Origin of the sequence: Brevibacillus sp. MS2.2, assembly GCF_013284345.1 — a bacterium.
GTDB classification, from domain to species: domain Bacteria; phylum Bacillota; class Bacilli; order Brevibacillales; family Brevibacillaceae; genus Brevibacillus; species Brevibacillus brevis_C.
Window position 1 is genome coordinate 206,102 of sequence record NZ_JABSUZ010000002.1, and the last position, 25,174, is coordinate 231,275.

Below are 25,174 nucleotides of genomic sequence, written 5' to 3' on the forward strand. Positions count from 1 at the left end.
TATATTAATTCTTTTTGGTTCCTGCGAGCTAGTAAATGATAGCTTTCGTCCCCATTTCGTCCCCCAAAAGGTCCATTTATAAGACGCACTAGTTTTTTGTTATTCGCAAAAGTATACTAAACTTGTGTCTTAGAATAATATTTAAACGATGAAAGAATGAGGGGAAAAGATGTATAGAAGAACCGATTCATATAAAAAATTCAAGAATGAGATGGACTCATTATGGAATTTTGCTTGTATGATTTCCTATGCCGTACCATCTCTAAGCAAAACCATCAAAGGGGTAGAACATCAAGTTCCCCATTATAGCGTGCCAAAACCAGATTATTTTGTCCATGATAAAACTACTCTCCCCAATCTAAAACAACTAATGAAAGGTTACGAAAAACGGCTATCAATCTATTTATGGATGTCTGTCTTTAGTTTTTTCGAAGGTTATATTACCGGGGTTATGGACGAATTAATAGCATTTCATGGTGGTAAAACTGAATTTTCAAGAAACGCAAAAAATAACGTATTTAAAGCAATAGCAAGAATTACACCCACAATGAAAAAAAAGATTTATGATGGAAAATTACATAAAATTTACGAGGGAAAAAATAGATTTAAATACAAAAAGTACACAGATGAATTGGTAAATATGCGATACCCTTTCCCCTCCACATTATTCGCCGCATTTGGAGTAAAAATGCTCATTGAAAAACGTAACGATCTACGAGCAAAAGATATACCTCAAATCTTAAAAGAAGCACTATGTTTTCCCTTTGATCCGAAGATGGAGAAGGACTATAACAGTTATAGGGACATCCGAAATAATATAGCTCATGGAAAGCCTCCTACTGATCTATCACTTCGCAAAGTTCAGGAAATGTATTCAACACTCATTACTTTAGCTAAGAAGATTGATGAGCACATCATATCCTATTTCTTTGTAATCGAGCGATTAAAGTAATAGATTGCTGCTATAGTCTAGCACGTACAGAGCAGTTTAATTGGGAATATACTATCTAAAAATCTTATCCATGAATTAATTGATTAGATTGATTTACTTCAATCAATCTAATCAATTATTCCAATCTACTTCATCTCAAACTCCAACTCATTTCTTGTTATCATTTAAAGCAACACTTCACTTTAAATCAAAAAGTAAGCCCTTAAAATCATCATTCATATGTTTATTCGCTTTCACACCATATCTTAACAAATTTCAGGTTTTCTATCTCCCAATGACTTATCCAAATATTCTTGCCAATAGATTTCATCCCCTTCGATCTCGTGGAGCCAATAATACATCAATAAAATTTCAAAAAATTGCTTCTTCCCTTTCATAAAGGGCTTATTCGCAATTCTTCTAAATAAATAGTTTATATTGAACAAGTTGTATTTTTGTTTGTAGTCATACTCATATTTCCGCCAACCATCGTTGCTTTTTATTCTATGTTTTACATCCCATAGCGTTTCATTGTCAAAGAAACGATTTACCCAATCATAAGCAAAAGCCAACATGTTTACATGATATTTGGTCCAAGTTTTCTCGATCCACTCGTGAATCTCCTCATTGAATAATATGGACTTGATATTATACTCATACTTTGAAACACTTTGCATTCTATGATGATCTTTTATAAACAAATAGAGCATTTCAGTTTGATCTTTTAGATATGGATTCTTTTTAATTAGTTGAGCATAGCAATCATATGAAACACTTCGAAATTCCTGATCCGTATTGTGAATGAAGAAAAGCTCATCCTTTTTAAGAAAGCTAATGATCGATCGATTCAGTTGTTTGTCGTGAACATCATATATACTAATTAACCAGTCTTGGATTTCAGGTTCATATTGATGTAATTGATTCTTATATTTTTCAAGACGTTCACTATTAAGAACTGTTGTCTCATCTATTTTTGAAAGATCAAGATATTGATTATAGTATTCAAATACGTAGTTTACACAAATCCTCATGTTATCCAGTCTAGATTCGATGTCATATTCGTTTAGTTGGTCTTCCTTCTTTCTCTTCCGAATGTATTCCTCCAGGGAAAGCATCAATATCACCTCTAAGAATTTTTTCGTTTTTATCTGTGACTTATACCAAAGGGCCTCCCAACAAATTAGTATTTTTAAATGTTCACAGAGAATTATTCTAAAAAAATCATCTTAATATCAACTTTTACTCCGTCAATATACAATTCCAATTATTTAAGTGTATCCCTAAATTGCTCGTTTGAATATCACTCAATATACTACTGATATAAATGGTGCGTTGTTTATTTTGTCTTTTTGCATTATAAGGCGAAAGTAAAGGCGCAATCTGATCCGCAGGAATAATTAGAAAAAAACTATTACGTATCTCATTAGGAGTTGTTGGTTTATTAAGCAAAACAATGACCAAATAATCATATTCTGTAACAGGATTTAAATTAACTGTTCTTCGCTTTGGCCAGCTAATCGTCTTAACTTGAATTCGCTTGACACCATTAGCTGTACATTTGACAATATCCCACTCAGTCTGAGTAGGTCCATGAGCAAGATAAACTTCATGATCTCTCTTAAGTAACTCAGCAAGCACGAGATATTCACCAATGGCTGTATGTACCGATCTACTCATAAATACTCTCCCTTAGTCAATTATTGTGTGTTTTATAACAGAAATACTTGTGTTTATCGTTTAAAGAGAAGTCAATTTACAAGATTCGTTTCGAAACAACTAAAAAAATAGCAGGCCACTTGAGCCTGCCCTAATTTTTAGTCAATTTTTACAATTCTACTTCCAAGTGATCTAAGTGAGGGTCTTGCCATTAATACTTCATCTTTCCACGACCAGTATTCATTACCTACTGGGTTAGGCTTGTTTGAACCATGTCCGATCAGACCCACAACATGTTCCGCTCTTGTTACAGCTACATAGAAAACACGTGCCTCTTCCTCAATCAAATTCTTTTGATATTGTGTGACCCACTCATCATACCTTGAAGAACAGCCATGCCCTCCAGGTAATTTTAGATCAAGTCCCCATCCGGGCTCTTCAAAAAAAGTAGGTATTTGACCTTCATTTAATAACTTTTTACCTATATCGGGAATTATTACTATAGGATACTCAAGTCCTTTGGCGGAGTGAACGGTAGAAAAACGAACCGCATTAGTTTCCGTTTCATTTTCACCGGTATCAGCTTCATCCATTTCCATCTGTGACAATAGAGCAAGTTGGAACCGATCAAAAAATAGTTGCAACGTTAAAGCTTCAGCATCCATCAACTCACGTGACCACATCACCAATTTTTCGAGGTTCGCTACCGCCTGCAAGTTACCTTGCTTACCATAGTATTCTCGAACTCTAGTAAATTCGAACATATATGTTAACAACTGAGGCACTAAATCAACCTTCATTCGTTTACGAATGTTTCGGATTCCCTTTAGCCACGCCTCACACTCTGCCTCATCCTCGAACCAATCTCGAAGTACTAGGTTTGTGCCATCGCTTCGATAGATGGAACTTGGAGCAAGAAAAGGTAGAAACGGAGTACCGAGTGCCAAATCTAGTGAAACGTCATCTGGGTATTTTAATATCGCTTGAAGCATATAATAGCACGCTACAATTTCAGCCTTCTGAAAGAAAGATCCTCCTGTTTCAGTTATCACTGGAATATCGCTTGGAAACTGTGCTTTGTAACTTTGCATTTGGTAGTTTGACCGAAATAATACGCATATATCACTATAATCAACTTGCCGCATTCCAACGTGTCGGTCATGAATCTGCTGACCGAGAAACTCACGTATCTTTTGCACAACCCGCTCAATCATTGGCTCAAGTGGATTGCTGAAAGTATTTATATGCTCGTATTGAAAAGGTATCAAATCGTCATTCGGAACATGTGCATCATCTGGTTGAGTTAGTTTTTCCTGAAGAAAATCGTAACGAAGACCCATGCTATCAAACAGGGTTGACTGTGCTACATGTAAAGTCTGTGTTGGACGACGAGATGCGCTAAGAGAGAGCGGGTTTGTCTCATTAATCTCTGCAATTTTGCGGATAACAGAATGATCTGCTCCACGAAAACCGTAGATCGCCTGCTTTCGGTCACCCACAACAAGCACATGTTTCAAACTAGGTGATAACGATTGGATAATCTTCATCTGCAACTCATCAGTATCCTGGAATTCATCCACAAATAAATATCGAAAGCGTGAAGCAACCAATGGACCTATCTGGTCTTTATATTGTTCAACAAGAGTAGCACACTTGTGAAGCAAATCATTTGTGTCAACCCCACCCTTTTCACGCTTTAATTCTTGATAATTACGATCAATTTTTTCTAACAATAGTGCCACTGCAGTACGATATTGTTGATTTTCATCATTTTCTTTTTGCTGTAAGGTCTCGTGCACAACCTCAGTAATGGAACGCCCACGCCCTCTAATATACTCATACCAACTTTCAAACTTTTGGGCCATAACATGTGGTGCCCAGTGAACTATCTCATTATTGAATAGGCATGAGGTCAACGGATCTTCCAAGGCATCGTTCATCGACTCTTTTAATGCAGTCAAGAAGTGATGCCGTGCCATAATTAATTCGGACTCATGAGCAATGAGTTCTGTATATCCAAAATTGCGTAACATCATAGCACAAAACCGGTGTATTGTACCAATAAATGTGGATGCAATGCGTTCTTTTTGTTCGAACCAGCGAGCATACTGGTCCCAGTCCCCTACTTTTTCTGCTTCTGCAATACGTTCACGGACTCCACTTTCAAGCCTTTCACGCATTTCGTCAGTTGCTTTGTTAGTAAAAGTGATAAGAGCAAAATCATCGATGTTTACATTTTCCTCTTGTACCAGATGCAGAACGGAGGCAACCATTGTACGTGTTTTTCCTGTACCTGCGCCTGCAGAAACGATTGTTATAGAGTCTGGTTGCATTACGCTATCTACGATATCGGCCTGTTCCTGAGATAATCCTATTCCTCCACGTTTAAGACTCATGCCGTAACCTCGCCTTCTTCCCCAGCTATGCCCAAACATTCTAATCTAACAGGACAAGACGTACAGTGTTCACCGGAATGTTTAGGAAATTTATTCTGCTCAATACTTTGTATCCAATGAGCTATTTTCTCTGGCATACTTAAAAAATGCTCTTCAAGCATTCTAGTGTACGCATTATCCGTAGCTTTTTGTTTTTTCTCTACAACGAAGTATGCATTGATGGCATTCCTCCACCACGTGACAGCCTGGTATTGAGTACGAAATAGTCGGACACCGTCCAATTCTATTTCCTGCTCAATTGCTTCTCTACCATTTTTCTCGTTCTCCGTTTCCCCTGGTAAAAGCCATTCTACAGTCTGAATATCACTAAGAATCGCTGCATCGAATCTTGCTGTTTTAACCATATACGGAACATCAATATTTATTTTTATCGTTTGTTCCTCAAAACCTCCGTCAACCAATACTCTGAATGATTCTTTGCTACCGTTTACGATTTTCCGAAAATATCTAGATCTATTCTTACTGAAACTCTTTAATTTGCTTTTAACTTGTAGTTCTATCGCATGCCATGTTACAGGACTGAATGCAGGAAATATATTACGCAACTCCGCTCTTGATAACTCCAAGAACCTAAGGAGTTGAGAATAAAAAGTATCACTATCTTGCTGTTGAGATATTTCTTCTGATTCTTCCACCAAGCCATAGATATTATTTAGCCATACGCCTTGTGCATAGATTTCTAGTTGCCATTCACTACGGTACATCCTCGCTTCAGGATGGAGTAACTCAAGTCTGTAACGAAGAGGACAAAGGCCATAGTGCGCTAATTCTTGCAAATCGTAAAACTTCCGTTTCGAGGAACGCGCCTTAACCGATTTGACACCGTTGTGTGCCAAACTTAAATCAAGTGTGTCAAGAATACCTTGTGATTCCATCTCCTTACCTAATAACTTTTCGATTTCCTGCATGTATGTGCTAGGTTGGAACGAGCGATCGCCGTCTTTCTGTGAGTAACTGAGCACAAGTTTTTCCGATGCGGAACGAATAACTGTCATAAACATATACCGTTCCTTTGCTAAATGCTCCTCTCTCCCATCCACATAGAATGGCCATGGCTCAGGGTACAAAACCGGTACATGTACGTTGTCACATCCAACATATATGACAGCTTTATACAACATACCGTCAATTGATTCCGGTGTGACGATGCGTAATAATGCTGGGTTTAACTCAGCATTATCTTGATCTTGATCTTCCTCTTCCTCTCGCTGTCCCTTTGTTAAAGCATGAATAGCGTATCCAAATTCTTCTGTCGTGATTGGTATAGAGTAATACTCACTTAAATCCTGAAAAACTGACTGAATTTGTTCCAATACTTCGCGCTCAGCCTTACGTAAGTCTTTTGGCAACATCTTACTTAACTCTTCCTGCAACATTTGAATATGTCTTGCAACTGACGTCTCACCATTAGAGAATAATCGACTACAGACTGAATCAAGAAGTTGGATTACTTCGATCCAATTGCGTATGATATCATCATCCACTAATTTGACAGGTAAACGAAAGTTAGTTTCCTTTTCACAATCTAGCTGCAGTTGGTTCAATACATTAATCCAGTCTTCTTTTATTCTACAGTGTGTAAAATACTGATGCTTGATAGCTCTGAATGCTGGCGTCGAGTCTTGAACTGAGGCACCTAGCCATCCCGATGATAATATTGATTCTAATGCATTTGGTTCAAGAACAAGTTTATTTCCCTGCCATATTTGATAGAGTGTCAAAATATATCGTCCCATTGGTGTTAACAACAATAAACGCGGACTAGATGCAAGTTCAACTCTACGTTTTTGTCCGCTTTCTTTATCGGTATAGCTAAGCCGATTCATTGCCATGTAATCATGAAACCGGTCTATAAACTCTTTGGAACGTCGCATTACTATAGCGACGTCTTTAGGCTGATAATCTCCAGTCTCGAACCATTCTTTCAATTGCTCTAGACATCCTTGAAGTTCACGGTCACGATTGGCGAACTGCTTCATAATCACATTTGAGGTCGCACCTACAAATCGTACTTGCTTTCCTGATTGCAAAAAATAATTTTGAACATGCGAAATATCTTCTTTATTACTAAGATGATCAGTTTCGAGTGAATAGCGGTTCCCCCAAACAAATCCATAGTTCTCCGTAATGATACGATAAGCTTGTTTCTGTTGCTCTCTGTAGGGAACAATGAATGCTACTTCCTTCCCCTTTTTTTCGCAATTTTGTATTAACCACTTCTGAAGTTCGGTTAGAAAAGTAAAGCCCTCCATAATAACTAACTCATTTGGAGCCGTTTTTGCAGCTAAAAACTCACGTGCTGCGGATTCAAATAATCGTTTTTCTTCCTTGTCCAGACTGTTATAAAAAGATGCTTGAATATTTTTTAGATGAGTTTCTATTAAAGGATTAACTAGTTGATCCCGCTTCTCTTGAGGTAACTGCGTTTTCCGTAAATCTATGCCTTCTGCGGCCAACTCGTATAATATTCGAATCCATGATGAAAAATCATGACGTAGCAAATCTCGAAGATGTGTATTCCCTTTAGACACCTCATCCATGGCACGAAACAACATTGTTATTTCATCGCCGCGAGAGGATAGTACGAATTCTTCCTTTGTCCAAGCACGTATTACGTCCGCAAACAATGCTTTTGTCCGTTCTTGACCATCATCGTCCATAAATCGTTGATCATCAGGAATCAAGTGATCATTCTCTCTTTGAGTAGCCAGTGCCTTCGTTGCCGTTAAGTAAGTATACTTACGATCCTTAATAATGAACTTTTCAATAAGTTCCCGGTCAGGCCGTTGGTTTTCGTACGTAAATAACGTTAGCATCCGATTTCCCCCAGTATTCACGATATTGGCCAAAGTAAAGGCCTCTGGGCAAATGCACTCCCAAAGGCCTAATTCGATACTACCATATTTATGATTTACTGGAAACGGGAACGCGACTCGAACAAATTATCTGTAATACGATTATACCACTTTCATATTTCCTTTCGAGTTTTCACCTATATCCCCATATTAAGATAGTTCAATGACCTTTGGTATAGCAGAATAGCTCTGTTTATTTATGTTTAAGTCGCATAAGAAAGCCGGGTTTTAATTCCTAAAGTTATCACGCTTCTCTTTTGTATATATCAGTATTTGCCACTAACCTAATTTCCACAATCCGAAATAGATTTGGAAACATTTCTTTTAAATCGTCAAGTAACTTTTTCCATTGGACAGGCGGTAAGGTGCAGTTACCATGCTCTAATAGATTCCGTAACTGTCTTCTAAGTGCTGGCCGTATTTCCTGGTTTGATTCTATGGCATCAATTAATTGATTAATATTCGTGACATTTTCATATCCCAAGTCACTACGAACAATTTCAAGAAGATTGGACCTATCAATTTCTTTTTGCGTGAGTATTTGGACACGATTTCTAATTTCATGAAAATCAATTGATTGCCATCCAACCATAACATGAATTAAATTGTGACCTATAGTTTTTTGCTCTAACAGCCTGCGACCACTTTCCATTAAATTTGACCACAATTTTTTTATATGCAGTATTTCAGTTGATTCGATGTGAGTTGTCATTAAAAATGCCAAAGTAATCTTAGGTGTGAGATTTAAACAATGAGTAAGACGAGTCAGTTCATCATTAAGAATCATATACTTCTCTTTTTCTTCATTCAAACCTTTCCAAGACGTATTTTTACTTACTTCCTTAAAGCTCAGATTTTCACCGTATCCATTAGTTATTGAAACAAGTTGTTGACTTAGTAATTCGTACTTTTTCACTATATCCCGTACTTCTTTACGTAAAACGTCATCTATTGAAAATTGAGCAAGAATTTGTCGGGATTCAACCGATTCCTCTATTTTAGAGTAATCAATGAAATCGTCTATTTCAAAATTGGATTTCCCCCGAAGCCTTGCAATTTCTGATGCGATATGTTGATAATCTGCATCTTTAGATGACAACAGATATGGAACCATTAAACTTCTTTGTTCAAGTGTTTCTCTTAAGGTTTTGGATAAGGTTTCACAGAATAGATTATACTTTTCTTTTATCTCGGAAAGGAACACGAATAAGGAAATATCGCCAATTCCAAATTGCTCAAGTTCTTTACTTGGATTATACTCTCTAATCCAGTTAATAAAATTTACCGGTTCTACTTTAACTTCATTTAAACCCACTGAATCTCTCATATTATCCCTTAACAAAAACCAGTCTTGGAATAACTGCTCCGATAAATTGATAACTTCTAGGGAAAATGGTGATTTAATTTTTCTTGTCCAGGATACCTGGTTAAATTTCGCGTGCTCTGTAACCCAATTCTTGAAGTGGTAAGCAAAAGAAGGGAGTGTCATCCCTAATTCCTCTTCCAGTTTATTACGCCATAGCAAATGTAATGTGTCCGCTTGGAATATCCACCTTGCAGTATCATGCTCATTCGAGATCCTTAAAAAAAGTTTTACCTTCTCTGCAGGTTTTAGTTGTTGAAAGTTCGTAACCTCAAGCGCTGAATACCCTCGCTTTATTTCGATACCACCAAACGATTTCGCATCTTTTTCCACAAATGTAATAGGATAGCGAGACCGGTTTGATATCTCCTTTCTTTGTATAATACTTGTTGTTCTTGGAGTGAATGGCCTAGACATGTCAATCGCTTTTACTACATCATGCACAAGAGATGCCACACCGAAACGCACTGGTTCAAGTAATTCTAAATTTGTCTTTTTCCCTTCAGCCCAATCTCTAATAACAAAAGAATGATCCAAATTATTAATAACTAAATCCGTTTCCGATGATGGTCTTTGAATAGGTGCTAGATGTCCAATTGATTGAAGGTTTACACTCAAATCCTCAATGTGGTATCCGAAATGCTTAAGTAATTGACGTGGAAATACAACCTTATTACTTCCCTCTTGTACGTACCACTCCGACATGGTTTTTACTAACAAATCTGAATGGTCCGCAAATGTTTCTCTTTTAACTAGTGGTAATACTCTCGAAATTAGCTGGCGTCTACCTTTTTGAAAAAACCTAATTATTTCCTTACTATTTAATATCATATATCGTAGTTTCCCTTTTCCAATTGGTATTGCGTCGTATACTCTCTTTATCATGTGACGAGTAAATGGCAATAAATTAATAGCAAGATCATCTTCGGAATCTTCTTGTGTAGCCAATACTTGGACTAAACTTCGACAATCTAGATAATGAGAACACTTTTTTGAACATGTGTACCCTTGCGTATTTTTTAACTGTTTTAAGTAGTTAGCCATATACGGTACAACTTGATTTCGATCAAGATTATAAAAGTCTTTCCCAGATTCGTCAGAAAGCCATAGTTTTTTTACTCGATCATCAATTGTATCTAAACTACGGATTCTTTTTGTTAATTCAATCCCTCGCTTCGAATCTTGAATAGTCCCTGGAGTAAGTCCAATAACAACATCCCAATTACCTTCTTCTAATGTTATTAATTGATCAAGCAGCTCCGTGGCATATATATTTACGGATTGAACTAAATCATCAATTAAAAGCAAAGGCCGAATGTTATTTACCTTTAAATAAATAGAGATTTGCTTAAATAGTGAACCAATATCCCATCCCTCAAATAGAAAGTGGTCTAACCTCTGAGTAAGATTTTGTCTGAATGACTCATAATCAATGTTCAGCGTAAGGGTTGTGCTTGAAATGAGTTCTTCAAACTGTTCCTTATGGATAATTTCAAGTGGTTTTTTAACGTGTCCCCTTTCAATTTGTTTGGTAAATTCTATAACGTTCCTTTCAATAATAGGCCTAATCAGTAAAGCTACTGGAATAATTTCATCATCAGTCTCTAATGTCTCTGCAAGTGTTGTCCAAACAATTTGATTTATTAATGTAACTGGCTTCCGTAGTAACAAATCCCATCTACTTTCATCAACATTAATTTTTAGAGGAACACCTAGGATCTCAAAACACTTTTTAATAAGTACCTGTGGATTTAGTTCACTTCGGGATATACGTATTACAGGACGATTATTTTGTTGAACCCAGTTGTCTTTAATCCAACAAAGCAATTCCGACTTCCCTGAACCTGTAGATCCAAAAACAAGGAAAACGCGATTTCCGGTTGTATCAACCTCAATTAAATCTTGTAATAGCTCACTTTCCGTAATCTCCGCAACTAATTGATCCCCAAGATAACGATGCATCATCTGAGGGAAATGTGTGTTTCGAAAGTATTCAGGTGAATATTGATATCTTTCATCAGCAGTCCCGACCAAGAGTTTTAACGATTCCTTATTCAAACAAGGTAACATATAAGAACTCCTCTCAATGTATTTTAATCCAATTCCATTGATGATTCGGCCCATATGATTTGTATGGCAAGTCTTGTTTATTGCTAATCTCAATAACTTTTTGATCATTTAATGCTATTAATCCATATAGCATTCCACGAAATATATTTCCTTCTGATGTTATACAAGGCAATATAGGGTTGATCACATTTTCGCAAAAAGGATGAAGTCCCCCTTCCCATTCCCCAGATTCCAAAATAATTTCATGTAGTAGAGCAAGATGTGGCAATGCATAAAAGCCAGAATATACCCTTCTGCCAAGACCGAAATATTCCATGATTCGTTTCCATGCATTTATCTTTTCACGCCCCACCATCGTTTTTGAGAGAATGCTATTAATTTGATAGTGGATATTTACAACATACAATTGGTCCGGTTTAACAAATACTTGATCATAAAGATTTGAAAATATGCGGTTAAGTGTTTCCCCCTCTTCAAATTCCGAAATATGAGACAACTCCCTAAATACATCTATAACTCTCCAATCACGACCATCTTTCGAATAGATATTTCCATCCTCTTCGTGGATAAAATTAAGGTCTTTTAACATAGTTAGTGCTCCATCAATGAGAGATGTTATATCCCCTTCGTTTTCGTATTGGTAACTATTTTTCAAGTGACTACGACTCTGCCCAGGATTTTGTCTAATACTTTCATAAATTGCTTTTAGTTCCGGGCCATAGCACATTTGAAACAACATCTATATTCCTCCTCTTTTGCTCCAAAATGTCTTTAAATTCAATCAACAAGTGATAGTAATTGTGAATTGAGCGTAATTTCATGTAATCCCTTGGTGATGGAACAAACAGATCATTAGGGTTTTCCTGACAAACTGGACAATCACAAGGAAGTGGATCCCCTATTCTGTTTGAACTAGTTAATTTCGCACGTGTTGATGAAAGAACAAAAGTTCTGAAGGGTTTGCTATAAAAAACTTGAAAAAAAGCCGCAGCCATAGTTGGACGAGTAGAATCAAATGAACTAACCCCAATATCAACCATCGCCCGTATTTGTGGAATCCCAGTAACCCCAAATACATGAAGGTTAGAAGGGCCGACGATATCAGCAGCAGATTGGATCATTTCTATTTGGGTAACATGATGTTTAGCTAATAGTGACCCTATACCAAATTTTCGATATCCCATCTTCAGTAATTCGTATGCTGAAAACTTGATACTTGCTTGATCATATCCTTGGATCACCCCCATTGGATACGTACCATCTCTAATTCCAAATAGTTCATACTGTCTTAAATACTCGTAAGCGTTATACAGAGTTTTTTCCATAGCAGCATACCGTTCTGACAAAGATTTTTTATTTATCATTGGCTCATCAAAATGCACTAATGCAGCCTTCGTTCCGGGAGTGCAGTCCTTTAATAAGGAAAGCTGGATATTAAGGATATCTCTTAATTTGGGCCTACTCTTTTGTTTTGCGTAAAGTACTGATCCACAATCTAGTATTAACTTTTTGGGTTTATTCTTAAACTTCTTTAACGTCCCTCTATTGTCTGGGACAGCACTTATTAAAACAGGACAATTTGGAAAGTAATCTGTAAAACTGGCATCACTATGGGACCACCCTACATAGAATTCCAAAGTTTCACCTCATTTAATTACATATTAAAGTAGGTAAGAACACTTATTATTACGTGATAGTACGTGATATCATTATACTAGCATAGTAACCTGAACTCAGCTACTGTTTTTTAAAATAAAAAAGAGCCTTGCTCAGGCTCAGGTTGTTAACCATTGTTTCCATAAGTTATATATTAATTCACGCTGGGCATCGTTAAATTGAAATCTCCCATTCTTTCCTACATAATCAGTCCAAATAGGGTTTTCTCGATCAAAAAAATATCCTGTCCATCCTTGGAACGTAAACTGTTTATCCATCTTAGGTATTGAAATAATGGTATTACCTTTTTCCCACTGTTCGATAAAATACTTAAAATACAAAGACCAAGCGAAGCTAGCATCAGCAGTGTTTTTCTTTCTAAATTCTAGTCTTTCTGCTACTGGCAAGTAACCCAGGTAGGGGTACATATTGATAAGTTTTTCAATGTATGTCATGAGTTCTTCTGATAAGTCATTCCAAGATCCTTTTTCAATACTATTACTAAACGTTCTCTTGAGAATATCCCTTAAGGATTGGATCGTTATCAATTTTGTTGAGTTTTTACTAATTTTTTTCTCCTTCTCTACAAGCCTACTAAAATGCTCCAAAGAAAGTAACTTATCTTCTATAAAGTTAGATAGGTATAGGCCCTGTTGAACAAAAAGTACTGGATACTCGTTACTCTCAGTTCCTTTAGGTAATGCAGAATAAAGTATTGGATCAGTTATTTCAATTGCATCATGGAATACGTCAATTAATTCATTATAATTCACAATTACAACCTCATTGTTAATTTGAGAAGAGTTAAGGCAGTTTAGCCTGAGACTTTTAACCTCGCCTAGTGTTGCGACCCCTAAATAGGTATTTTGACTTTCTCTACTCAGCATTGTGATAGTTTTAAGAGTAAAGATCATGAAAAGAATCCTCCAAATTAAATATGCCCTAGTTTACCATACTAGGGCATATTTAGGGATCAGTTATTCGAATTCATGTCTCAATTGTTTTAGTTGAGAATAATAAGTGAAAGTGTTGTGAAAACCTCTTCTCCTATTTCTATTGTTTCCTCTAAAAACTATTACATCAATACCAATACTTTGGCATATTTTACAACCGCACTTTTCCCAAGGACGTTCTAACAACAACTCTCGATACAAATCTTCATGAACCTCTCTGTCATCTCCAAGCATTTCATCATACTTTAGTATGGCAGTTAAGGCCTTCTCGCAATTAATTTCTCCTGCACTGAATTTTCTAAGTGCATTTATAGCCTCTTGTTCTAAATTCTTATAATCCTGGAATTCTCCTTTGCCCTCTTTAATCATCTTTTTTACTCGTCCTGCTGTCTCTTTAGCCTCTGGTATACGGATGGCTGTGTAATGCTTACCATCTGCCGTATGATAATTGTGACCAGTACCTAACCAAGCCCTTCTTAACGGAGAAGAAGAGTCAAATGAAGTTACCCCTAGTTTATGGAACGAACGCATTGTTCGCATATCACGGGCTACACCGAATAAGTGCATCCGAAATTTTTCATCCGGAATATACGGTGATATTTCTTTCAGTATTTCATAAATTTTTTCCGACTGCTCTCTCGCCAACCCACCTAAAGCAATATAATCGTACCCAAGATTAATGAGATGCTGAACAGCTTTGCGAAAAGAAATTGGATCCCACCCTTGTACAATACCAATCGGATGGAACTTGTATGCTCCGTTCGCTTTAAACTTATCCATGAATTCCTCTGCCATAGATAAGGTCAGTTCATATCGTAAATTCCTAATGTTTTCGTCTTTTTGAAAAGGCCCCACTATAAGGTGATCGATCGAAACACCGTAATCAAACCCCAGGTCATGATAATATTTAATAATCTCATCAGTGGTATAAGGTGGGACATCTTTATCAATATAACTAAAGGCTCCACAATCCCCCATAATAGGGTAATCAGGTGGCAATCGCAAAAATTCATGCATCCCTACTTCTTCTATTAGTGCTCTTTTTTGGCGCGTTGCATTATCAATATTTACTTTTGAGACCAGTACACCATCATACTGAGGCGTCCCATATATTTCATGAGCATAAACATCATTAAGTAATGGATTGCGATTTTTTTCAGAATAATCATGAGTAAAATCATAATTAGGGTCAACACGGTCATCATTTTCTGGCATAAAAAACTTGAATTCCGACTTAAAACTTTTTGCATATAAATTCTCTGAAACTGGAAAAAGTTCATCAAAAAATTGTAGGATCTGGTTGTCTGCTACGAGAGTCTCAAATAGAGTGAGTTGAGTGTTTCTTTCTCCCAAAGATTGTAGGATATAATTCCGTACTTTTTCAGGACTCTCTGCTATTTCATTCCATGCATCATCAATGATGTTCTTTGAAACTTGCTTGAGTAATTGGCTAAACAGAAAACCTTTTATTCCGATCAATCCAAATTTAAATTCTTTTGCTTCCTTTTCTCCAATTGTTAAAACATGATAACGATCTTCTAGTAAGATCTTTGACTTGCTTGATCCACCAGCAAAAAAGATAAACCGCTGATTATCTCTAATACTTAGCGGCCAGAGAACAGATTGAAGATATTTATCTCCCAACAAGAAAAACACTAAATCATAGTTTTGGATTTTGTCTTGTAATTGTTCACTAATCCCTTGTTGTTTCGACCAGTTTTTTACTGTCTGAGAATTCATTGTATTAAATGTAACTTCGTACGGAACTATAAAATCACCTTCGTCTAGTAATCCGTAGCCAGCGGAGATAATGCTTACATCAATGGTTCCACCGTTAAAACGATAGTTCTTTACCCCTTCCATTAGGGCTAAATGCTGGCTTCCTGTATACATTTCTCCAGCAGATACCTTGTAATTTTTTAACTCCTTCTCTCTTTTTCGTAACCTTTGTTTATCTACAAAGTCATCTAAAACTAATTGATTCTCAGGTTTGTATATTTTCTCACCCGTACATGATGTTACAACTAATATTCTTTTTGTCATACGTCCTCCAAATTTAAGTAGCATTATGGTGATTTTTATAGTATCACGTTATTGTTCACATGGAATGTTTAACAATCGTTCAATAATAGTAACTCACTGCGACATCATAAAAAGGGCCTTAGGCCCCCTTTAATGAATAGTTTTAAACACCTTGCCTGCAAAAGTTCGAATAATTCCTGTAGCAAACATTTGAATTATTGTCTTAACAATTATTTGCCCAATGATTGCATAAAGAACTGCATTCCAAGGTAAGAAATTTGCTCCCAGTGGTGATAAACCGATAACGACAAAAATAACGCTATCTAAAAAACCTCCTACAATACCACTATAAAAAACTCTCCATGCAAAAGGCAATTTTAATCGTGAATAAATCTCCGTATCAGTAGTTTCGGAAACCAAAAAAGTTAGTATCGAAGCTAATACTATCCATAAAGTGTCCCCTAAAAGATAGGAGGTAATTGCTGAAAGAAATGTTGCAAGAAAAATATAGTAGTACGTTTTTTTCCTACCAAAATAAGTTTGAACAAAATCCCTTAAGATAAACGTAAGTCCGATGATAAATGTTCCTGCTGGTATAATAAATACTCCAAATTTGAAAGGTACAGTGCTAGCAGTTATCACATTTGCTGAGACAATTGCTACTAGATAACAAATTAAAATTAGGTACTTCATTGCTCCACCTTCTCATCAATATTGCTTACATTATACAATACCCTTCTTTAATCAGCTACCCCCAAATCAGTCCAATTGGCCTTACAGGTTCAGTCAACTATTTAACGTGTTATTATGCCCAGGATAGTTTAGATTACTATAATAGATTTCTACCTTAAACTATAAAATTTATGTATACTCATCAAAAACGCCGAAAACCAATTAAAGTTTTCGGCATAAACATCGAATAAAATATTCTTTTCCCATAACCCAAAATTCCAATAGCAACATTCATAACTAGGTAATGTACGTTACCTCTGTTCTAGAAGTAAGTAGTTTTGTGTTCCAAAGTGAAATGACAACATCCATTTGATGGTTATGTGAAATTCCACTTCCGTTACTAGCATATTCCCATAATTTCTTTTTGTCATTAACTAGAGTGGGATCGTTGTTGATTGCTTCAACTGCTCTTAGGGCATATCCTTTATTTTTTTGCGATTTACAGTAACTTCCTGATTCTATCCCCTTAATTAATCCTTCCTCACAAAGTCCCAAAAATGCATTTTTAGGACATGCTTTTACTTGTTGCCAAATCCCTTCTTCAAAAATTTCAGATATAGCTTTCTTCCATGCTTCGTTAGGTGTATTGACTTCTTTTGTTTGTAAATAGTTAACTGCTATAACCGCAACTAATCCATATCTCCCCATAATAAACCCCTTATATTTATGAATGATAGAGTCGCATATATTATATAAATACTGTGTGTGAAACGATTATATTTATTATTAACTAGGGCAACTATTATGAATTTATACTCCTTTTATCGTTCTTATATTTTAATATTTCATAAAATTAATATCAATCAAAAACTAGAACCGATTAAAAAGTTCCCAATTATGTACACTAATTTCATACTTTAAAAGTACTACTTGTATAAAGACCTCGAGGTGCGAGCACTTTATTTTAACAGAATCTATTTAGTAAAATACATTAACAAGTAGCGTCTCCGCGATCTATTCAAAAAGGGTCGAGCTTATTCAAGCTCGACCCGCCACTCTAGCAACGCAACCGACTCAACATGCCCCGTATGCGGAAACATATCCACCGGCTGCACTTCCTTCACCTCATACCTCTCAGCCAGCACCTTCAAATCCCTCGCCAACGTAGAAGGATTACACGAAACATAAACCACTCTCTCCGGCTGCATCTCCAAAATCGTCGTCAACAACGCCTCATCACAGCCTTTGCGCGGCGGGTCTACCACAATCACATCCGCCCGTATGCCCTTCTCTTTCCAAGCAGGAATGACAACCTCCGCAGGACCTGCCTCAAATGTCGCATTCTCCACGCCATTCAACTGTGCATTTCGATTCGCATCCGCAATCGCTTCCGGCACAATCTCTACCCCATACACATGCTTGGACTTCTGCGCCAAAAAGAGCGAAATCGTCCCGATACCGCAGTACGCATCAATCACCGTCTCCGCACCAGTCGCACCCGCATACTCCAGCGTCTTATTGTACAGCACCTCGGTCTGAGCAGGATTCACCTGATAAAACGAACGCGCCGAAATGGCAAACTTGATCGAACCGATATAATCGTAAATTACATCACTGCCCCAGAGCGTCACGGTCTTTTTGCCAAAAATAACATTCGTCTTATCCGGGTTGATGTTCTGCACGATACTCGTCACGCCAGCTACCTGTGCACGAATCGCTTCCACCAGCTCATCTCGCTGCGGAATCTGCTCCTCAGTCGTCACAAGCACAACCATGACTTCACCCGTCTTGACCCCTACCTTGACTACCACATGGCGGAGCAATCCGGTATTGCGTACCTCATCATATGCCTTGATATTCAGCTTGGTCGCCGCCTGCTTCACGGCTGCCACTGCTTCATCATTCGCCTGATGCTGGATGAGGCATTCGTTCATGTCGATGATCGAGTGGGACTTCTCCGCGTAAAAGCCACCGACTAACGCCCCGTTTTCCTCGCCAATCGGTACTTGTGCTTTGTTGCGATAGCGCCACGGATCACTCATGCCGAGAGTCGGATGAACAGTAATGGCCCCTTCTCCTTCGACTTGGAAACCGCCAATGCGCCGCAGGTTGTCCCGCACGATTTGCTGCTTGTGCCGTAGCTGTTCCTCGTATGCGAGATGCTGTAACGAACAGCCACCGCAACGGTCGTACAGCGGACAGGGCGGCTGGAAGCGATGGGTACTCGCTTCTACTACTTCCGTCAGCTTGGCAAAGCCGAAGTTTTTCTTCACATGATCGACGCGCGCATGAACCCGCTCTCCTGCAAGTGCGCCATCCACGAACAGCGTATATCCTTCAATCCGGCCGACTCCTGCTCCTTCGTGGTTCAGTCCGGTTATCTCCACTTCCACGGTTTGTCCGACACGTACAGGGACGTCCAGCTCCACTTTGGCTGTCGGGTGCGGACCGCGCCGCTTCTTTGTTGTCTTCGCCACTATCTATTGCTCCTTTTATCTTGCTCTATAGGTTTTCGTTTTCGCTCCTGGAAGCATGCAGGGATGCACAGCGAAAAGCGGCATCCCCACGGCTATTGCTATTCATTTTACTATCTTCTTACGGGACGAACAACTCGATATGCCCCGGCAATGCTTCCACCACGCAAGGCAACTGTCCGCCCAGCTCTCCGTCCAGATTGAGCTGAACCGTCTCTCCGCCCGGCGAAGTGGCTTTGATGTAATCTGCCTGGAAATACAGGATGTTCGGGTCCTTCAGGTGCTCGCCGCGAACTGCCTGTGTCGCCAAGCGAATAAACTCCGCAATATTCAACTTCTTCACGACGATGACATCTAGCTTGCCGTCTGACAAATCGGCTTCCGGAGCGATGTTGTCAAAACCGCCTACCGAGCGGCTATTGGCGATGAGAAATACCATGATTTCTTCATCCAACAGCACCTCTCTACGGCTCTCCAGACGAACACGGATCGGGTGCAGCGACGGCAGCTTCTCCAAACCTTTGACGTAATACGCCATTTGTCCGATTAGCGTTTTCAGCTTGCTCGGGACCTCGTAGGTCAAATTCGTCAGCGAGCCGCCACCCGCGATATTCATAAAATAGCGGTTGTTGATACGTCCCAGGTCAATGCGTTTTTTCTTGCCCTTGGCGACAATCTCCGTTGCACGCGTGATCGATTTCGGTATACCGACCGCCCGGGCAAAATCATTACTTGTTCCGCAGGGGATTATTCCAAGAGATGGACGTGCTTTATGCTCTGCCATCCCATTGACTACTTCATATATGGTTCCATCTCCACCAGCGGCCAGGATGACGTCAAAACCGCGAGCTACTGCACGAGCAGCTTCTTCTGTCGCATCATCTTCCCCTCTGGTCGCATGGCATGAAGTTTCATATCCGGCCGACTCCATTAAATCGAGGATTTCCGGCAATCGCCGACGCACGATCTCCCGGCCGGAGCTTGGATTGTAGATTAATCTGGCTCGTTTCAAGGCAGATCCCTTCTTCCTTCCCTCGCTCACGGGGGTACTCTCTTCCATCATATCCTGTATAGCCATTTTTGGGAATCGCTATGCTCCATATCGCGTGATAAGATAGAAAAAGATGGAAAACAAGGAGATAGGGGAGACGCTTGTGAAGAAGATCATCGTGGGAGTAGATGTGGGTGGCACTGCAATCAAGATGGCTTTGATTACGCCAGACGGCGAGCTGGTTACAAAAACGCAAGAACCGACGCCTGTTGCGGACGGCGAGGATGGCATTTTGCAAAAAATCGTAGACATGTCTCATGATCTTCTTGCGCAGCATGACTATTCTCTTTCACAAGTCTGCGGAATCGGTGTGGGAGTACCCGGCCCCGTCGATGGCGAGAAGGGAATCGTCTTCCAAGCGGTGAATCTTCACTGGCGCCAACCCGTTTTATTAAAAGAAAAATTGGAAGCCCTTACAGGTCTGCCAGTCGCGGTCGACAACGATGCCAATGTCGCAGCTCTCGGAGAAATGTGGCAAGGTGCAGGCCAAGGTGCGCAAGACCTCGTTCTGATTACACTCGGCACCGGTGTAGGGGGAGGCGTCATTTTGAATGGAAAGGTCATCCATGGCATCAACGGTGTTGGGGGCGAAATCGGCCACATCACCATGACCCCGGATAGCGGTGCCCCCTGCAATTGCGGTAAAACAGGTTGCCTCGAAACCTATACGTCTGCGACTGCCATCATTCGTGAAGGGCGATTTGCAGCTACGAATGGATCAAGCCCGGCGCTTGCCGCTGTACTAGCCGCCAAAGGAAGCATTGCCGCCAAGGATGTCCTCGAAGCAGCCGTAGCAGGAGACGCAGCGGCTCTCGCGATTATCGATCAAGTGGCGCTCTATCTCGGTCTCGCTCTCTCTCATTTGGCGAATGTACTGAATCCCGCGAAGTTTATGATCGGTGGAGGCGTGGCTGCAGCCGGTGATTTCCTCTTTTCCCGAATTCGTGAATCATTCAAACGCTTTGTTCCATTCACCTACGTCGTCGAGTCCACAGAGATCGTTCCGGCCGAACTCGGCAATGATGCGGGTGTGTACGGTGCGGGCTGGTTAATCCGCTCACAGATGAACGAATCCTGATCGGGCCACATAAAAAGAAAATGGACGCTCCTGCACGTGAAGTCTCACAGCAAGAGCGTCTTTTTGGTATAACCTTATGAAGAAGCCTGACTGGGTGCCAGCTCTGACTCCCCGCCTTTCCCCGAAACAATCAGCGCAGCACCGACGAGCACTGCACATCCTCCCAACAGTTGGAGCAGGCTAAAGGCTTCGCCAAACAACAACGCCGAAAACCCAAACGTGACCACAGGCTCCAGCGTACTTAGCACCGACGCTTTGGTTGACCCGATCAGTTGCAAGCCGCGGAAGAAAAAACTGATGGCGACCACCGTAGAAAAAACAACGATCCCCAGCAGCGCCCACCACCCTTGTACCGCAAAAGACAGATCAACACCTCCGTCTTTTAGCGCAATGAAAAAAGTAGAAATGGTAGCAAACAGGGCGATGTACGCAGACGTTACATAGGACGAAACGCCCTTTACCACCCGATTCCCCACGACAATATAAACGGAATAAAACAACGCCGCAGCAAGAGCCAACAATACGCCAACTGGCTGAATCCCGCCAAATGACAAGCCGAGCACCAGTCCAAGTCCGACGAGTGTAATCAGCATGGCGATGACAGTCTTTTTCGTCAACCGCTCCTTCTCGACGAAGTAGCTCAATATGGCAACAAACACCGGAAATGTGTACAGCAGCAAAGCCGCCATGGAGGTCGGGATGTACTGCACCGCCGAGAAAAAGCTAAGGGATTGCAGCGTGTACAAAATCCCGCCGAGACAAAACATCGCGAGCACCTGTCTTTTCTCCAAGCGAAGCGACTCCTTGCGCCACAGTAACAAACCAAAAAACAGGGCAGTCGCCAATAAAAACCGCAAAAACAAGAGCGTCGAAACAGACACACCCGCTTCATAGGCGTACACAGCGAAGATAGACATGACGCCAAAACCAGCAGCCGATCCGAAAATATATAACACACCGACATACAGCCGATTCACAACATTTCACCAGCTTTCTCGAAATGACAGCGACGAGTGACGCGACAGGTCTGAAAATTCTACGATCAGTGCTTTAACCCCGCTCCTTCTCTGCGGAATATGCGCGACGCGAGAAAAATAGTGAACACCACATAGACAAGCAAGGAGCCAATCCCCAGGAGCGCATGCATCGGGTCGACCTTGCCATAAAACACTTCCTTGGACAGTGCGACACCGTTGAACACAGGCATCACGTAGTAATGCGCAGGGATGTCGACCGGACTGACTGGCATCAGCATATACGACGGAACCATTGCCAAAAATAGGACAGCACTCATGTACGTCTGCCCCTCTTTAAAAGACTTGGCAATCGTACTCAAAACAAGCTCCAACCCTGCAAAGAGCGCCGCCAACAACAAAATCGTCACGATGAGCACCACCAAAGTGGCAGGCGAGAAGAAGGCGAGTGTAAAATGATCTCCTTCCGTCCCCATTGGTCCCAGACGCATGGCCAGGGTGACAGAAATCAGCGACGCTACTGCCCCCATGGTACTCATCGTCATGACAGCCAACAGCTTTGCCGTGAGGATGTGCTGGGCTGCAATCGGCGCCGTCAACAGCGATTCGAGCGTTCCCCGCTCTTTCTCACCAGCGACGAGATCATTCGCTGCGGCCATTCCCGCGGATGCGAGTGAGACCACCAACATCAACGGAATGATGCCAGCCAGCATCCCTCCCGACTTTCTTTCCTCAGAGGCTGCATTTTGAAAGGTGGAGACAATCGGTTGAATCGTCTGCTCGGACAAGCCCGCTTGGTTCAACCTTTTCGCTACGACATCTTTGCTGTAAGCCTCTACTGTCTGCTCGATCAACGTACGGGCATAGACAGACTTTTGATTGGTCGAGTCATAGGCAACCGATAACTGCGCTGTTTTTCCCGCCGCGATCTCCTCATCGAAGCCAGCAGGAATTGTCAAAACAGCGCGTAGCTGCCCCGCTTGCAGTGCTTGCTCTGGATTAGACGGTTCCAGAATTTGAACGGCAGGATTTTTTTGCAAAACCGTAATCAACGAAGATGATCCTTGAACAGCTAACGGGATGTACTCCCTCGCTTCTTTTTCCACATTGCTATAGGACGTTCCCAGCAAAAAGAAGACGAACGGAATGACGAGCAATGGCACTAGAAGCGTCCCCATCCACGCCTTGCGATCGCGAAACAAGTCCATCAGTTCTTTTTTCAATACGGTCCAAACGACATGCGAGCCCATCAGCCTTCGCTCCCTTCCACGACAGCCATGAAAATGTCGTCCAGATCCTCTGTCCCAAACTGCTCGCGTAAAGCATCCAATCCCCCCGCGAACCGCAGTTTACCTTTGTGAATGAGCGCAACCCTTTTGCACAGCTTGTTAATCTCGCCCATGTTGTGACTGGAGAACAGAATCGTCTTCCCCTCTTCTTGCAGCTTTCTGACCATTCTTCGAAAGATGGTAGCAGCCGTTACATCCAATCCTGTTGTCGGTTCATCCAACAAAATGACATCCGGATCGTGTACGAGCGTCCGGGCAATCGCTACCTTTTGCTTCATTCCCCGGGAAAAGGCCCCCACTCTCCTGTCGATAAAATCTTCCATCTCGAGCATCCGGCTCAGACTGTGAATCCTCTCTTCAAGCCTCGCTTGCTTTAATCCGTATAGGCGACCGAAGTACGCGATATTTTCCCTCGCTGTCAAACGGCTGTAAAGACCCACATCTCCCCCGAACAAGATGCCGATTCTGCGGCGCACTTCAAGCGGTTGCTGTCGAACGGAAAATCCACTAATCTCGATGTCTCCCTCGGTCGGTGTCAAAACCGTCGCCATCATGCGCATCGTCGTTGTCTTACCCGCACCGTTTTCGCCGAGAAGTCCGTATACCTCGCCTGCCTCGACTCGAAACGATACTTGCTGGACCGCTGCGATCTCCTTGAATCGCTTGCTAACATTCTTGACCTCAATCAACAGCAGCCCCTCCTCTCCCGTATTTTCACTAGAATCGTACCTTTAGCAAGTACGACGCCCGCTTTTCTCCCGTAAACGTCACCTGTACGACACCCGTCCGCCCGCGCAAAACCCTCGGTATAGCGCCAGTGACATGAAATTCCCGCCGCTTCTCATCGACTCGCGCGACAGACACGGAGCCTGGTGGCGAAAAGACCTTGTCGCCTTCCAATGTGTAAAACGAAAGGGTGATTTCTCCCGCTTGCCCGTGAGCCTCTCCCGAAAAACGGATGATCTCCATCATTCCTGAGACCGCTGACACTTCCGTGAGATCAAAAAGCGGGTGACGCAGGTTCGCAAGCGTCTGCCCTTTTTTCCAGTCCTGCAAAAACGCATCAAACTCCTGTACAGCTACCATCCACGCCACCGAGGAAGTCATAGTCGCAGGGACATGCGAAGGTATGGCACCAAACACAAGCGCAGAAGATGTCATCACCAGTGGCAGCCAAATAGAAAACATGCTAATTCCCTCCAATAATTGGTTGCCCTTAGCATGCCCTCACAAAAGTTACCCGTATGTGCCTTTGGCGAATCAGAATCTTTTGACTTTAAAAACGGTAACGCTCGTATTCTACAGCGGATAACGCTCTTTCCACTTAGTCAGGGAAAAGCCTTCAAACAGCGCGACGAAATCCTCCGTATCGTTAATATAATGACGGGTTTCTTTTGCCTCTGGATGCTTTTCTAGAAACAGCGTCGCTACCAAATGGCTGACAGGAACACCTTCTGCCTCTTGATCGTAAATGCCCCGCTCAGCGAGCACTTTGCCAAAATAACGTACATAGGTGACGGTTATTGTTTTTTCTTGACCGTTTTCTTGCCACGTAGCAATGGAACGATCAAATGTATCAGACGGTGATCCACCTTTTCCAGGTGCCACACTTTCTCCTGCAACAGAAACGAGCTTCATGTACTTCCATCCTCCTTTTTCTTCCTGTACGTTCAT

The 25,174-nt window shown here is 40.9% G+C and carries 20 protein-coding genes; 2 read left to right on the forward strand and 18 right to left on the reverse strand.

The features are described 5' to 3' along the window. Positions 1-169 precede the first annotated feature (169 nt). Positions 170-952: a HEPN domain-containing protein gene (locus tag HP568_RS02595; protein WP_173628229.1), complete on the forward strand. Its 783-nt coding sequence runs from the start codon at positions 170-172 to the stop codon at positions 950-952. A gap of 245 nt (positions 953-1,197) precedes the next feature. On the opposite strand, the gene HP568_RS02600 is transcribed toward HP568_RS02595, so the two are convergent. The 13 genes from HP568_RS02600 to HP568_RS02660 all read right to left on the reverse strand — a co-directional run bounded on the left by HP568_RS02600 (position 1,198) and on the right by HP568_RS02660 (position 20,120). Continuing rightward, positions 1,198-2,046, reverse strand: a complete 849-nt coding sequence (locus tag HP568_RS02600) for a hypothetical protein (protein ID WP_173628301.1) — start codon at positions 2,044-2,046, stop codon at positions 1,198-1,200. A 124-nt stretch (positions 2,047-2,170) separates the two neighbouring features. Further along, positions 2,171-2,608, reverse strand: a complete 438-nt coding sequence (locus HP568_RS02605; protein WP_173628230.1) for a hypothetical protein — start codon at positions 2,606-2,608, stop codon at positions 2,171-2,173. A gap of 137 nt (positions 2,609-2,745) precedes the next feature. Further along, positions 2,746-4,983, reverse strand: coding sequence for a UvrD-helicase domain-containing protein (locus tag HP568_RS02610; RefSeq protein WP_173628231.1), 2,238 nt, complete (start codon positions 4,981-4,983; stop codon positions 2,746-2,748). Beyond that, the gene (locus tag HP568_RS02615) at positions 4,980-7,859 is read right to left on the reverse strand and encodes a PD-(D/E)XK nuclease family protein (RefSeq protein ID WP_173628232.1); all 2,880 of its coding nucleotides are present in this window, start codon (positions 7,857-7,859) and stop codon (positions 4,980-4,982) included. The genes HP568_RS02610 and HP568_RS02615 overlap by 4 nt, the downstream gene beginning before the upstream one ends. A gap of 283 nt (positions 7,860-8,142) precedes the next feature. Continuing rightward, positions 8,143-11,385, reverse strand: a complete 3,243-nt coding sequence (locus HP568_RS02620; RefSeq protein WP_254551001.1) for a hypothetical protein — start codon at positions 11,383-11,385, stop codon at positions 8,143-8,145. After that, positions 11,345-12,070, reverse strand: a complete 726-nt coding sequence (locus HP568_RS02625) for a hypothetical protein (RefSeq protein WP_173628233.1) — start codon at positions 12,068-12,070, stop codon at positions 11,345-11,347. The genes HP568_RS02620 and HP568_RS02625 overlap by 41 nt, the downstream gene beginning before the upstream one ends. Continuing rightward, positions 12,024-12,968 carry a tRNA guanosine transglycosylase family protein gene (locus HP568_RS02630; RefSeq protein ID WP_173628234.1) on the reverse strand — a complete coding sequence of 315 codons (945 nt, stop codon included), beginning with the start codon at positions 12,966-12,968 and terminating at the stop codon, positions 12,024-12,026. The genes HP568_RS02625 and HP568_RS02630 overlap by 47 nt, the downstream gene beginning before the upstream one ends. Before the next feature lie 138 nt (positions 12,969-13,106). After that, positions 13,107-13,901, reverse strand: coding sequence for a hypothetical protein (locus HP568_RS02635; protein ID WP_173628235.1), 795 nt, complete (start codon positions 13,899-13,901; stop codon positions 13,107-13,109). Positions 13,902-13,964: 63 nt separating this feature from the next. Next, positions 13,965-15,983, reverse strand: a complete 2,019-nt coding sequence (gene dpdA, locus HP568_RS02640) for a tRNA-guanine transglycosylase DpdA (RefSeq protein WP_173628236.1) — start codon at positions 15,981-15,983, stop codon at positions 13,965-13,967. A gap of 129 nt (positions 15,984-16,112) precedes the next feature. Beyond that, positions 16,113-16,655, reverse strand: a complete 543-nt coding sequence (locus tag HP568_RS02645) for a VUT family protein (protein WP_173628237.1) — start codon at positions 16,653-16,655, stop codon at positions 16,113-16,115. A gap of 276 nt (positions 16,656-16,931) precedes the next feature. Continuing rightward, positions 16,932-17,342, reverse strand: coding sequence for a DUF6979 family protein (locus HP568_RS02650; protein ID WP_173628238.1), 411 nt, complete (start codon positions 17,340-17,342; stop codon positions 16,932-16,934). 326 nt (positions 17,343-17,668) lie between these two features. Continuing rightward, entirely contained in the window at positions 17,669-19,111 is a 1,443-nt protein-coding gene (rlmD, locus tag HP568_RS02655) for a 23S rRNA (uracil(1939)-C(5))-methyltransferase RlmD (protein ID WP_173628239.1), read from the reverse strand. 118 nt (positions 19,112-19,229) lie between these two features. Further along, the gene (locus tag HP568_RS02660) at positions 19,230-20,120 is read right to left on the reverse strand and encodes a diacylglycerol kinase (protein WP_173628240.1); all 891 of its coding nucleotides are present in this window, start codon (positions 20,118-20,120) and stop codon (positions 19,230-19,232) included. Between the two features lie 112 nt (positions 20,121-20,232). Here HP568_RS02660 and HP568_RS02665 point away from each other — a divergent pair, with 112 nt between their 5' ends. Then, on the forward strand, positions 20,233-21,237 hold the full coding sequence (locus tag HP568_RS02665) for an ROK family glucokinase (protein WP_217366359.1): 1,005 nt from the start codon (positions 20,233-20,235) through the stop codon (positions 21,235-21,237). Positions 21,238-21,311: 74 nt separating this feature from the next. On the opposite strand, the gene HP568_RS02670 is transcribed toward HP568_RS02665, so the two are convergent. The 5 genes from HP568_RS02670 to HP568_RS02690 form a co-directional block, all read right to left on the reverse strand. Further along, positions 21,312-22,214 carry a DMT family transporter gene (locus HP568_RS02670; RefSeq protein WP_173628242.1) on the reverse strand — a complete coding sequence of 301 codons (903 nt, stop codon included), beginning with the start codon at positions 22,212-22,214 and terminating at the stop codon, positions 21,312-21,314. 65 nt (positions 22,215-22,279) lie between these two features. Further along, positions 22,280-23,461 (reverse strand): ABC transporter permease, encoded by a 1,182-nt coding sequence (locus tag HP568_RS02675; RefSeq protein ID WP_173628243.1) that lies wholly within the window; start codon positions 23,459-23,461, stop codon positions 22,280-22,282. Continuing rightward, positions 23,461-24,189 (reverse strand): ABC transporter ATP-binding protein, encoded by a 729-nt coding sequence (locus HP568_RS02680; protein WP_173628244.1) that lies wholly within the window; start codon positions 24,187-24,189, stop codon positions 23,461-23,463. Before HP568_RS02680 ends, HP568_RS02675 begins: the two co-directional genes overlap by 1 nt. Positions 24,190-24,217: 28 nt before the next feature. Beyond that, positions 24,218-24,688, reverse strand: coding sequence for a hypothetical protein (locus tag HP568_RS02685; protein WP_048031147.1), 471 nt, complete (start codon positions 24,686-24,688; stop codon positions 24,218-24,220). A 111-nt stretch (positions 24,689-24,799) separates the two neighbouring features. After that, entirely contained in the window at positions 24,800-25,138 is a 339-nt protein-coding gene (locus tag HP568_RS02690; RefSeq protein WP_173628245.1) for a hypothetical protein, read from the reverse strand. Between the last annotated feature and the right edge of the window lie 36 nt (positions 25,139-25,174).